Genomic DNA, 11,920 nt, shown 5'->3' with positions numbered 1-11,920 from the left:
CGCGAGCAGACAGGGAACGGAGGTGTCCGGAGTGACCGTGGTCGTCAAGATCGGCGGCGCTCGCGCCGTCGACCCCGAAGGTGCACTCGCGGACGTCGCGAGCCTCGTCGAAGACGGCGAGGACGTCGTGTTGACCCACGGCGGTTCGACCGCTGTCGACGAGACGCTCGAGGAGCTCGGTCAGGAACCGACCTACGTCGAGACCCCCGGCGGCGTCGTCGGGCGATTCACCGACGAGGAGACGATGGACGTCTTCAAGATGGTCATGCCGGGCAAACTCAACACGGACCTCGTCGAGTCGCTCCAGAACGAGGGCGTGAACGCGGTCGGTCTCTCGGGTACGGACGGAAAGTTACTCGAGGGCAAGCGCAAATCCGCCGTTCGCGTGAAAGAAGACGGCAAGAAGAAGATCAAGCGTGGCGACCACTCGGGTACGATCGAGTCGGTCAACGCGGACCTGCTCGAGACCGTCCTCGCGGGCGGGTACACGCCCGTCGTCTCGGTACCCGTGTTGGGCCAAGAGAAAGACGGCGAGTACACCGCGGTCAACGCCGACGCCGACCGCGCCGCTGCGGCGATTGCAGGGGCGCTCGAGGCAGATCTGGTCGTCCTCACGGACGTTTCGGGAATCTACGAGGATCCCGACGACGAGTCGACGAAGATCGATTCGGCGGCGACGCCCGAGGAGTTCGCAGCCGTCGAGGAGGCTGCAGAAGGCTTCATGACGAAGAAGGTCATGGCCGCCGAGGAAGCCCTCGAGGGCGGCGCGGCGTCGGTCACCGTCGCGACGGCGAACGCCGACGACCCGATCACGAGCGCGCTCGCCGGCGAGGGAACGACGCTCGAGCCCGGCGTGTTAGATACTGAAACGGAGGTAACCCAATGAGCGACCACGATTTCGTCTCCGGCGGCAAGCCCATTCCCATCGAACGCGGCGAGGGGGCGTCTCTCTACACCGGCGACGGCACCGAGTACGTCGACGCCGGGGCGAGTTTCGCCTGTACGCCGCTGGGTCACTCCCATCCCGCGGTCGTAGAGACCGTCCAGGAACAGGTCGAGAAGCTGACGTTCGTCGACTCTTCGTTCCCCGTCGAGGCACGCGAGAACGCCTACGCTTCCCTCGTCGCAGCGACGCCCGACGAACTCGAGTCGGCCTGGTTCTGTAACTCCGGGACCGAGGCCAACGAGGCTGCACTGAAGTTCGCGCGCTCGGCGACCGGCGAGTCGAAGATCGTCGCCGCCACCCGCTCGTTCCACGGGCGGACGATGGGTGCGCTCGCGGCCACCTGGAAGGACACGTACAAGAAACCCTTCGAGCCCCTGGCCGGCGACGTCGAGTTTGTCCCCTACGGCGATAGCGAGGAACTCGCCGACGCGGTGGACGAGGAGACGGCTGCGGTCATCCTCGAGCCGATCCAAGGCGAAGGCGGGATCAACGTCCCGCCGACGGGCTACCTCGAGACTGCCCGCGAACTGACCGACGAGGCGGGCGCGGCGCTCGTCTTGGACGAGGTCCAGACCGGCATGGGCCGGACGGGTTCGATGTGGGCCTGCGAGAACGCGGGTGTCACGCCCGACATCCTCACGACGGCGAAGGGGCTGGGTAACGGCCTCCCCGTCGGCGCGGTCGCAGTACAGGATTGGATCGCCGACGGCGCGGCTTCCCACAACGCCACGTTCAGCGGCGGGCCCGTCGTCACCGCGGCCGTCCACGCGACCATCTCGACGCTCGTCGAGGAGGACGTTCCCGCAAACGCCGCCGAGATAGGCGAGTACCTCACGACGGAACTCGAGGCTGCACTCGGCGACGAGATCCGCGAGGTCCGCGGTGAGGGGCTGTTGATCGGCATCGAACTGAAACGCGGCGCGAACCGCATCGCCCGCGACCTGGCGCTCGAACACCAGGTACTGGCGCTGCCCGCGGGACGGACCGTCCTGCGATTGCTCCCGCCGCTCGTGATCGACGAATCGCACGCAGATCAGCTCATCGAGGCACTGAGTGCGGTCATCGCACCTGACACGAACGCCGACCAATGAGCGCGACGATGGAAGGAGAGGTTTCGCTCGAGGACGCCCGCGAGTTGCTCGTCGATCTCGTCTCGATCCCCTCGCCGTCGGGCGAGGAACGCGAGGCGGCACAACGGCTGGTCGACTTCTTCGAGGCCCACGACCGCAAGGTCTGGATCGACGCCGTCGGAAACGTCCGCGCGCCGGCAGACGACTCCGTCCTACTTACCTCACACGTCGACACCGTTCCGGGTGAGATTCCCGTCGAGGTCGAAGAGACGGGCGACGACGAGATCCTCTGGGGCCGTGGCAGCGTCGATGCGACGGGGCCACTCGTCGCGATGGCAGCGGCTGCCGTCCGCACGGGCGTCTCGTTCGTCGGCGTCGTCGGCGAGGAGATCGACTCGCGTGGCTCGCGCTATCTGGTCGACGATCGAGACACCGCGCCGGCGGCCGTCGTCAACGGCGAACCCTCCGGGGCCGACGGGATTACGCTGGGGTATCGTGGACTGATCGCCGGCACGTACGTCGCGACGAGCGAATCCGGTCACACCTCTCGCCCGGACCCGAACGCGATTCAACACGCCGTCAGCTGGTGGTCGGCCGTCGAGGATCACTTCGAAGCCGGCGAGTACGAACCCGTCTTCGAGCAGGTGACGACCAAGCCCGTCGACATTGAAGGCGGCATCAGCGAGGACGGGCTCTCCGTCGAGACGACGATGGCCGTCCAGCTTCGGGTCCCGCCCACTCTCGACGTCGAGACCGTCCGCGAGGCCGCGGAGGCCGAACTCGAGGTCGGGACCGTCACCTGGAAGGACAAGGTCCCGCCCGTGATGATGAGCCCGCGAACGGAGGTCGCACGGGCCTTCCGCGTCGCAATCCGAGCGGTTGGCGACGATCCGCGCCTGGTCCGAAAGACCGGCACCAGCGACATGAACATCTACGCCGGGGCGTGGGACTGTCCGATGGTGACTTACGGGCCGGGCAACTCCGAGCTCGACCACGCTCCCGACGAACGCCTCTCGCTTGCGGAGTTCGACCGGTCGGTCGAGATCCTCGAGCGAGTGGCGAAGACGCTACGAGGTGACGACGCATGACACAGCCACGCCACTTCCTCGAGATCGACGACCTCTCGAGAGACGAACTGTTCGCGGTCCTAGACCGCGCGGAGACGTACAAGGACGCACAGGAAAACGGTGAGGATCACGAGGATCTGGAGGGTCAGACCCTCGGAATGATATTCCAGAAGCCGAGCACCCGGACCCGCGTCTCCTTCGAGACGGGGATGACCCAGCTCGGCGGCCACGCGGTCTTCCTCGGCGAGGACGACATCCAGCTCGGCCACGGCGAGCCGCTGAAAGACACCTCGCGGACGCTCTCGCGGTACGTCGACGCAGTGATGGCCCGCGTGTTCAAACACCACAACATCGAGGTGCTCGCCGAGTACGCCTCGGTGCCGATCGTTAACGGGCTCACCGACGACGCCCACCCCTGCCAGACGCTGGCGGATCTGCTGACGATCCGCGAGCACAACGGCGGGTTTGAAGATGTGTCGGTCGCCTGGGTTGGCGACGGCAACAACGTCGCCCAGTCGTTCGCGATCGGGGCCGCACTCGCCGGTATCGACCTGACCGTGGCGACGCCGGCGGGCTACGAAGTCGACGACGCCGTCAGAGAGCGCGCTCGAGAACTCGGCGGCGAGCCGGCGACGACGGCCGACCCCGTCGAGGCGGTCGACGGTGCGGACGTCATCTACACCGACGTCTGGATCAGCATGGGCCAGGAGGACGAACGCGACGTTCGAATGAACGATTTCGAGGGGTTCCAGGTAAACGACGAACTGCTCTCACACGTCCCCGACGCGTCGGTTATGCACTGTCTACCCGCCCACCGCGGCGAGGAGATCACCGACGCCGTCGTCGAGGGCGATCGGTCGATCGTCTTCGACCAGGCCGAGAACCGACTGCACGCACAGAAGGCGCTTTTGAGCTGGCTGCTCGAGTAACCTACACTCGAGAACTTCACCGGCTGATCCGGCGGGACGATATCGACGGTAAACGGCGTCTACCACGACCCAACAGCAGCTTTCGCCCATAAATTCTCAATTTCGTTTCGACGGGTTCCGTTCAGCGAACCGAACGGTCGTTCGTGGTTATATGACCCGTTCGGATAGGGGCGAACGCATGTGGCTCAGAATCGTCGTCGCCGCAATCTTGCTGTTGGCGGGGCCAGCGGCAATGATCGCGCTGATCGTCGCGTGAGCGAGCGAAACGGGGGTATCGATCGCTGAAAATCGCCGACAACAACTGCATGAGAGGGATCGCCGCGCAGGTCTGTCGATCCCCATCACGGGCGAGGTACAGTCGTGACAGGGCGGATCGGGTGGGACACAATCGTGGCAGGGCAGATCAGACGGGACGGCGCTCGCCGCCCAATCCACGCACTTTTTCTCCCTCGCCTCCCTCTCGGCTGATAATGAGTCTCAGTCTCTCCGCCGAGAAACCGGCGGTCCCCGACGACGCCGACGACGGCGTCTGGCTCGAGTGTATCGAGTGTGGCGAAACCTTCCCACCGTTCGAGGACGTCCGCTACACCTGCGACGAGTGTGACGGACTGCTCGAGGTTCGCTACACCGACCTCCCGACGTTCGACGACTTCGAGGGCGAGGGCGTCTGGCGCTACGCGGACGCGCTCCCGCTCTCCGAAGGCGTCACGACCCAGGAGGGTGCGACGCCGCTGTACGAAGTTCCCCGACTCGAGGAGTCGGTCGGCGTCGAGGCCTTACGGATCAAACACGAGGGAATGAACCCGACGGGGTCGTTCAAGGATCGGGGCATGACCGTCGGCGTCGCCGTCGCGAAGGAACTCGGCGTCGACCGACTCGCCTGTGCATCGACCGGAAACACGAGCGCCGCCCTCGCCGCCTACGGCTCTCGCGGCGGGATGGAGACGCTCGTTCTGTTACCGGCCGGCAAGGTTGCGGCGGGCAAGATCGCCCAGGCCAGTTTGCATGGCGCGCGAATCCTCGAGGTCGACGGCAACTTCGACGCCTGTCTGGACATCGTCCAGGAACTCGCCGCAGGCGGCGAGGCCTACCTGCTGAACTCACTGAACCCGTTCCGACTCGAGGGCCAGAAGACGATCGGCCTCGAGATCCTCGAAGGATTCCTCGCAGATTACGACGCCGTTCCCGACCGGATCGTCCTCCCGGTCGGCAACGCGGGCAACACCTCGGCGCTGTACAAGGCGTTTCGCGAACTCGTCCAGGCGGGCGAACTCGCGGAGAGCGAGGTGCCCAAACTGACCGGTGTCCAGGCCGAGGGTGCCGCGCCGATGGTCGAAGCGATCGAAAACGGCGCAGACGAGGTACGGCGCTGGGACGATGTCGAGACGCGCGCGACGGCGATCCGGATCGGCAACCCGGTCAACGCGCCGAAGGCCCTCCCCGGCATCCGCGAGACCGGCGGCACCGCGATCTCGGTCACGGACGAGGAGATCACCGACGCACAGCGCGATCTCGCCGGTGAAGGAATCGGCGTCGAGCCGGCCTCCGCAGCGTCCGTCGCCGGCCTGCGAAAGCTACGCACCGAAGGAATCGTCGGCGACGACGAGCGCGTCGCCTGCCTGACGACGGGCCACCTGCTCAAGGACCCAGACGCGGCCGCCGCCGCGGGCAACGATCCGGAGCCGGTGCCGGCCGATACGGAGGGCGTTCTCGAGCACCTGCGATCCTGAAATCCGAATTCGAACTCGAACGACGGACGCACGACCCACGTCAGACAGTCTGACGCCCGACTGACTGAGCTTTTTGCCCGTCTACGTCGTATCAGTTTTCGGCTCATGTCCGCCGAGCAACAGCCCGCTGACGATACTCCCTCCAGGACCGAACAGACACTCGATCCGCGGTCGGGCGTCGAGTTCGCATTCCAATCCAGCACGTCGAACACGAGCACCGAACCGGCGGCGTCGGGCCAGGCCGCCGATTCGGGGGAGTCGCTCCCCGCCCGGATCGAACGAACGTATCTCCGTACCAGAGTCGCCGCCCTCGAGTCCGAACTCGAGGCGAGTGAACGGCGACGACAGGACGTCATCGAGCAGTACGAACGAATCCTCGAGAACTGGCGAGCGGACGCGAGCAGTCAGGACGGGGACCAGCCGTCCGAGGGCCCGCTCGGGCGACTGCTCGACGGTTGGCGCTGAGTTATACGGGTTACTGCGGTGAGTTTCCGGTCCGCCCGCGGACGTATCGCGGGTGGGCGGAAACCGGTTTACGACAGCCCGTCTCATACGGATTGTTGTAGCGTTTTACCGGTGATCGCTCCGACGGGAACGTCGATCACCGGTAAAGAACGACAACGGACCGTATCAGTCCGAGCCGCCGACGCTCGCACGCGACTCCGTCGAAGCCCCCTCGGTACTCTTCGTGGCCGTCTCCGCATCCGCGTTCGTCGCGCGCGCAGTCACACCATCCTCACGGACGAACTCGAGGAAGTTATCGAAGACGAGCTTTGCCTCGCAGGCCGCACGGTAGTTCTCCGCGGTGATCGCCGCGAGTATCGAGTCGCGACGCTCGTCGGTGAGCTCTTTCCGATGGACGAGTTCGCGGGCGGTCTTGCGGTCGTACTCGGGATGAAACTGGACGCCGAAGACGCGGTCCTTGCGAAACCCGTGGTTCGAGTACTCGTTTTCCGCCAGCGGCGTCGAACCGGGCGGAAGCTCCGTTACCGCGTCGGAGTGGCTCGTAAAGGCAGTAAACTCCTCGGCGATGCCCTCGAGGAGCCGCGAGGAATCGACTGCCGTTCGCTCGATTTGGCTGTAGCCGACCTCGTAGACGCCCATGTCCTCGACCGTCCCCCCGAGAACGTCGGCGAGTAGCTGGTGACCCCAACAGACGCCGAGAAACGGAACCCCGCGGTCGGTCGCCTCGGCGACCCACTGCTTGGTCGTCTCGATCCAGGGCTCGTCCCAGTAGACGGACGTCCGCGAACCGGTGACGACGGCACCGTCGAACTCGTATCCGTCGGGAAGCGAGCCATCGGTGACGTCGAACTCCGACAGCGAGGCGTCGAGTTCGCGCCGGAAGTTCCGCGTCGTGTTGTCGTCCCGCTGGGTTGCGTTCAGGACGGCGATACGCAGTTGACTCATCGTCGGCTACTGGCCACCGCGGACTGATAGCCTTTCCGCACGTCGCGGACGTTGCCGCGAGCGCGGACGACGCTCCCACGGTCGAGGCGGTTCGATCCCAGTGCGCGCTCGAGCTGGCGAATCCGGAGATCCTACTCGAGTGTGTAGTACCCTCGATCGTCGCGATGGGCCGTCTCACCGGTGTCGAACCAGCCGTCGACGAACCGGCCGGCCTCGACGTCGGGGTCCGCCCGGGTCGGATCCGCGTCAGCAGCGACGTCGACCTCGTCGTCGACAAAATCGGCAGCATTTACGTAGCCGTCCGCGACGACCGGTCCGGACACCTGAAGCCGTCCCGTCGTAGCGCTCTCAAGGACGTCACCGTGCCCATCGACCAGCCGGACACGGCAGTCGGGAAGCGGGAGTCCGATCTCTCCGGCATCGGTAGGGAGATCGTCCCGAAGCGAGGAGATCGCATCCGTGGGCTGGCAGAGCCCGGTCGGACACTCGAGTCGGCCGTACGCTCGAGAGATATGGATCCCGCGATCGCGATAGGGCTCGAGAATTTCGGCCGAGACGGATCGATCGGGAATCGCCAGCTCGAGCGAGTCGACGGCGGTGGCGAACGACGTCTCCGCGGCGAGATTTCGAAACGCGATCTTTCGGCCGGCGAGCACCGTCGCGTTCTCGCCTTCGATCGCGGTTAGCGCATCACCAGGGTCGAACGCTCGGTCGAGCAGGAGTCGCCCGCCGACGTACAGTATCGGGAGCGCGACTCGGAGGAGGCTATCGGGGACGGAAAGCGGCGTAACCAGCGGTGCGACGTCCTCGCTCGAGAGCCCCCACGCGACGAGCGCCGAGATGCAGTTCCACTCGAGGGTGCGCTCGGTAAACGTCGCAATCGGCCGTCCCTCCTCGGCGTGGAGCGCCAGGAGAGGCCGGTCTCGAGCGTCGGATTCCAGTCCTGGGCGCAATTCGTCTTCGGACCGTGGGGCGGTCGAATCGCCCCCAGCGTCGCCGGGGTCGACGTCCGCCAACTGCTCGAGCGTCACGGGGCGGTCGAACGGAATCGATCGCACGAGATCGCGCTGGGCGGACTCGGCGACCACGAGTGCGGGCTCGAGCACCTCGAACGGGCGTTCGACCGTCACCGGGGTCAGCAGGTGCGAAATCGGCACGAACGTCGCGCCGAGGCGCCGGCAGGCGAACAGCAGACCGAGCGAGACGACCCGGTTTCGCGTCACCAGACAGACGGTGTCGCCGGGGTCGACGCCGAGCGCCGAGAGGCGGTTCGCGAGGTCGTCCGCCAGCCGGGAGAGTTCGCCGTAGGAGACGGACTCCTCGTGGGTGATCTCGTCGGGCGCGTCCAGCCGCTCCTCGGAGATGTCGACGACCGCCGTCCGGTCGGGAAACCGCTCGGCCCGTCGAGCCAGCGAGAGGGTCACGAAGAGCGGTACGACGCTCGAGTCCGTAGGCTGTCGGCGCTCGCTCGCAAGGATGGGGCCGAATACAAGCGCATTTTGGTGACGAACCGAACAGAACCGCTACGGGGTATCCCCCGATTGGGCCTCGAGAAAGCCCGCGAGTAGATCGTTCACCGCGCGCGACTGTTCGACGAACGCGAGGTGGCCCGCCCCCTCGAGGGGAACGAACTCGCCCCGTGGGAGTCCTCTCGCGAGGTCTTCGCCTGCGGAGACGGGGACGAGGTCGTCTTCGGTGCCGTGGAAGACGCGGGTCGGCTGCGTCACGTCGGTCAGCGAGTCGGTCGCGTCGACCCCCTCGAGCGCCGCGACCTGGGCCTCCCAGCCCGCGCGGTCGGCGTCGCCGTCGACCCGCCAGTCGACGATTCCCTCACAGACGTCGGGGTGGGACTCCCGGAAGTCGGCCGAGAGCCCCGCCGAGAGCGAATCGTGAAGCGCCTCGCGGTCGTCCGGCGGTGCGAACAGCGGTTCGAGGTCGAACGCGGGTTCCTCGGCCGCGGTGCCAAAGAGCGAGAGCGTCGCGACGCGACTCGAGGTCCGGGCGGCCCGCAGGGCAATCGCACCGCCGAGGCCGCAGCCGACGAGGTGGGCGTTTCGGACGCCGCAATCGGCAAGCACCGCCTCGAGGTCGGCGACGAGGTCTTCGAGGGAGTAAGGGCCGCGCGGGGCGTCGGAGCGACCGGTGCCCCGGAGATCCCAGACGATCGCCTCGTAGGGGCCGGCGAGACCGGCGTGTTGCCAGCCCCACGACCAGCCGCCGAGGCCGGCCTCGGGAACGAAAACGACGGGGTCGCCGTCTCCCTCGCGGTCGTAGTACAACGAGACGGAGCCGTTCGTGGCAGTCGGCATACTCGAGACGACCGGACGGAGCGAGACGACGGTTTCGGTTTGGTCCGACCGTAGAACGCGCCCAGAACCGGCACGAACGACGGCCACTCGCCGCGAGTATTTGTGTCGTAGAAGCGGGAAGCCCCGTCGCTTGAGGGCGAAACCATGCGAGTGTTCGAAGAGCTCGGAATCGTTCCATGGGGCGTGACTCCGGACTCCCGGCGTCGATCGGAGAGATCGATCGAAGGGTTGATCCTCCTCTCCACGACACGATGTGACATGACAGCGCGTATTGGCGTAATTCCCGACATTCACATGCGAAGCGCCCATCGATCCGACATTCGAGATCTCCTCGAGTCGACCGTCTCGCATCTCCGGCGGTTCGATCCGGACCTGGTCGTCGCCCTCGGCGACGTCATCGAGGAGGAAGACGAGCGGACCGACGTCGAACACATCGAACTCGTCGCCGAAACGCTCGCGTTCGACTGTCCTGTCCGATTTCTCGCCGGTAACCACGACTCCGAGACGCTCACACACGACCGGCTCGAGGAGGTATTTGGCAACGAACTGTGGGGAACCCAGCGGATCGGCGACGAGAAACTGGTCTTCCTGAACACGTCGTCGCCGTGGCTCGACGGTGCGCGCGGCGAGGTGAGCGACGACCAGCTCGCGATGCTCCGCGAGGAGTCGGCTGAGGGAGAGCCGTTTACGATCTTCGTCCACCATCCGATCCACTACTACGACGTTTCGAACTCCTACTGGTGGTCGACCTATCCGGAACGGGCGTTTTGCGGAAACAAAAAGCGGGTGACCGACGCACTGGACCCGAAACTGGTCAAAGGAACGATCAACGGTCACACCCACGAGAACGTTCTCACGAACTATCGCGGGATCGAACACGTCACACTCAACGCCTTCAGCAAGGAGACCAGGGAGAAGCCGATCACCGGCACGTACGCCGAGGTCGTGATCGACGACACCGTCGACGTCACGGTCAAGGTCGACGACGAACTCGTCAGACGCTACGAGTTCTGAGATCGACTCTATCGAACGAATCGAGGGAGAACTGGCACAGGTCGGACGAAACGACGAAATACGGAGGCTGGTAGTCGGTGTGGTCTCGAGCGGTTATCCGGACTGCTGAAGATATTTCCGATGCGATCGCGACACGTCCTGTGGTTGTACCGGTAAATCGGTACAGCAAACCGTATCACAGGACGAAAATCGAGACGACACCGAAGCCGACGCCGACGCAGATGAGCACGAAGTTGTAGATTACGACGGGTTTGATCAGCGACCGTTCGATGGTTGCGGCGAAAAACACTTTCACGCAGATCGAGGCGGTCGTTCCGGCGATGACGCCGAGCACCCCTGTCTCGGGAGTTATCTGGCCGGTGCTGACGAGGGTGACCGCCGTCGTCGCCGCCGTTCCGGAGGAGACGAGTCCGGCGAAGAACGTCGTGGCGATAAATCCGCCCGCACCCAGGAACTCCTGGGCTCCCGCCGACGCCAGGAGGACGACCAGAAACAGCGCGCCGAACGTCAGCGCGTTTCGTAGACTAAAGGGTGACTGAAGGTCCGTCTCGAGATCCGCCCCCCAGTCGCTCGTGATCATCGAGAGGACGACGCCGGTGACCGCGATCGCGCCGAGCGGTAAGCCGACGGTCACGATTTCCGAGGGGATGAACACGGCGACGACGAGGGCATTTCGAAGCGCCATCGCCGCGTTCGCGAGCAAGATTGCGCCGACGGCGAGACCGGTCAGCGACGGATCACGGGTGGCGCGTTTGGCCATCTCGGCGATGACGGCCGTCGAGTTGACGAGGCCGCCGAAGAAGCCGGTGAATGCGATTCCTCGTCCCTCGTAGCGTTTGACGAGAATGTAGTTGACGAAGCCGATGGCGCTGATCGCGATCACCAGGGTCCAGATGACCCGTGGCTGGATCGCGTCCCATGGCCCCATCGTCTCGTCGGGCAGGAGGGGGTAGATGACGAACGCGAGAATAACGAACTCGGTCGCAGATCGGACCTCCTCTTTCGACAGCCCCCACGCGAACTCGTGGAGTTCGCGTTTCAAGACGAGCAACAGCGAGGACATGACGGCGACGGTAACCGCCTCGATGTAGAACTCGAGACCGACGAGGACGCCGATGCTGTAGGCGACCAACATCGAGACCGACGTCGTCAACGAGAGCCCCTCGTGTTCCTCCTGGAGGAAGGTTCGAACCGCGAGCAACACGGCATGTGCGATGATCAGGACACCGCCGATGAGGAGCAACCCCTCGTAGTCGACGACGACGAAGACGGCACCGAGCAGACTGATCAGCGCGAACGTCCGAATGCCCGCGGTCTTCTGTGACCACTCGCGCTCGAGGCCCAGAAAGAGCCCGAGAAGCGTCGCGATGACGAGGTTGGCGACCGTCGTATCGATCTCGGTCAACAGCGCGTTCTCGATGCCGGTCGCCATCACGACGAATCTC

At 65.4% G+C, this 11,920-nt stretch carries 11 protein-coding genes; 7 read left to right on the top strand and 4 right to left on the bottom strand.

What is annotated here, in order from left to right; translation table 11 throughout:
- The first annotated feature begins 31 nt into the window (after window positions 1-31).
- The 6 genes from GRS80_RS17760 (at window position 32) to GRS80_RS17735 (ending at window position 6,207) form a co-directional block, all read left to right on the top strand.
- The gene (locus tag GRS80_RS17760) at window positions 32-886 is read left to right on the top strand and encodes an acetylglutamate/acetylaminoadipate kinase (RefSeq protein ID WP_343161638.1); all 855 of its coding nucleotides are present in this window, start codon (window positions 32-34) and stop codon (window positions 884-886) included.
- A complete protein-coding gene (locus tag GRS80_RS17755; protein ID WP_160048712.1) occupies window positions 883-2,037 on the top strand; it encodes an aspartate aminotransferase family protein in 1,155 nt (384 codons plus the stop codon). Before GRS80_RS17760 ends, GRS80_RS17755 begins: the two co-directional genes overlap by 4 nt.
- Window positions 2,034-3,104: a [LysW]-lysine hydrolase gene (locus tag GRS80_RS17750; protein ID WP_160048711.1), complete on the top strand. Its 1,071-nt coding sequence runs from the start codon at window positions 2,034-2,036 to the stop codon at window positions 3,102-3,104. Before GRS80_RS17755 ends, GRS80_RS17750 begins: the two co-directional genes overlap by 4 nt.
- Complete coding sequence (gene argF, locus GRS80_RS17745) at window positions 3,101-4,012, top strand: ornithine carbamoyltransferase (protein WP_160048710.1); 912 nt, start codon at window positions 3,101-3,103, stop codon at window positions 4,010-4,012. Before GRS80_RS17750 ends, argF begins: the two co-directional genes overlap by 4 nt.
- Window positions 4,013-4,482: 470 nt before the next feature.
- Entirely contained in the window at window positions 4,483-5,742 is a 1,260-nt protein-coding gene (gene thrC, locus GRS80_RS17740) for a threonine synthase (protein ID WP_160048709.1), read from the top strand.
- Between the two features lie 105 nt (window positions 5,743-5,847).
- A complete protein-coding gene (locus GRS80_RS17735) occupies window positions 5,848-6,207 on the top strand; it encodes a hypothetical protein (RefSeq protein ID WP_160048708.1) in 360 nt (119 codons plus the stop codon).
- Between the two features lie 165 nt (window positions 6,208-6,372).
- On the opposite strand, the gene GRS80_RS17730 is transcribed toward GRS80_RS17735, so the two are convergent.
- The 3 genes from GRS80_RS17730 to GRS80_RS17720 form a co-directional block, all read right to left on the bottom strand.
- Window positions 6,373-7,152 (bottom strand): type 1 glutamine amidotransferase, encoded by a 780-nt coding sequence (locus tag GRS80_RS17730; RefSeq protein WP_160048707.1) that lies wholly within the window; start codon window positions 7,150-7,152, stop codon window positions 6,373-6,375.
- A gap of 131 nt (window positions 7,153-7,283) precedes the next feature.
- Window positions 7,284-8,576 carry an AMP-binding protein gene (locus GRS80_RS17725; RefSeq protein ID WP_343161637.1) on the bottom strand — a complete coding sequence of 431 codons (1,293 nt, stop codon included), beginning with the start codon at window positions 8,574-8,576 and terminating at the stop codon, window positions 7,284-7,286.
- Window positions 8,577-8,675: 99 nt separating this feature from the next.
- Entirely contained in the window at window positions 8,676-9,461 is a 786-nt protein-coding gene (locus tag GRS80_RS17720) for an alpha/beta hydrolase (RefSeq protein ID WP_160048706.1), read from the bottom strand.
- Between the two features lie 258 nt (window positions 9,462-9,719).
- Between GRS80_RS17720 and GRS80_RS17715 the strand changes: the two genes are divergently transcribed.
- A complete protein-coding gene (locus GRS80_RS17715; RefSeq protein WP_160048705.1) occupies window positions 9,720-10,475 on the top strand; it encodes a metallophosphoesterase in 756 nt (251 codons plus the stop codon).
- 175 nt (window positions 10,476-10,650) lie between these two features.
- Here the strand turns inward: GRS80_RS17715 and GRS80_RS17710 are convergent, their stop codons facing one another.
- Entirely contained in the window at window positions 10,651-11,907 is a 1,257-nt protein-coding gene (locus GRS80_RS17710) for an MgtC/SapB family protein (protein ID WP_160048704.1), read from the bottom strand.
- Window positions 11,908-11,920 lie beyond the last annotated feature (13 nt).

It is taken from the genome of Natrialba sp. INN-245, assembly GCF_009807105.1.
GTDB classification, from domain to species: domain Archaea; phylum Halobacteriota; class Halobacteria; order Halobacteriales; family Natrialbaceae; genus Natrarchaeobius; species Natrarchaeobius swarupiae.
The sequence above is the reverse complement of the archived record's forward strand: the minus strand, read 5'-3'. Positions and strand labels throughout refer to the sequence as shown.

Bases quoted from the DNA above. Each gene is read 5' to 3' on its own strand.
- GRS80_RS17755 (WP_160048712.1), top strand. From the start codon at position 883: ATGAGCGACCACGATTTCGTCTCCGGCGGCAAGCCCATTCCCATCGAA.
- GRS80_RS17750 (WP_160048711.1), top strand. From the start codon at position 2,034: ATGAGCGCGACGATGGAAGGAGAGGTTTCGCTCGAGGACGCCCGCGAG.
- argF (WP_160048710.1), top strand. From the start codon at position 3,101: ATGACACAGCCACGCCACTTCCTCGAGATCGACGACCTCTCGAGAGAC.
- thrC (WP_160048709.1), top strand. From the start codon at position 4,483: ATGAGTCTCAGTCTCTCCGCCGAGAAACCGGCGGTCCCCGACGACGCC.
- GRS80_RS17735 (WP_160048708.1), top strand. From the start codon at position 5,848: ATGTCCGCCGAGCAACAGCCCGCTGACGATACTCCCTCCAGGACCGAA.
- GRS80_RS17730 (WP_160048707.1), bottom strand. From the start codon at position 7,152: ATGAGTCAACTGCGTATCGCCGTCCTGAACGCAACCCAGCGGGACGAC.
- GRS80_RS17720 (WP_160048706.1), bottom strand. From the start codon at position 9,461: ATGCCGACTGCCACGAACGGCTCCGTCTCGTTGTACTACGACCGCGAG.
- GRS80_RS17715 (WP_160048705.1), top strand. From the start codon at position 9,720: ATGACAGCGCGTATTGGCGTAATTCCCGACATTCACATGCGAAGCGCC.
- GRS80_RS17710 (WP_160048704.1), bottom strand. From the start codon at position 11,907: ATGGCGACCGGCATCGAGAACGCGCTGTTGACCGAGATCGATACGACG.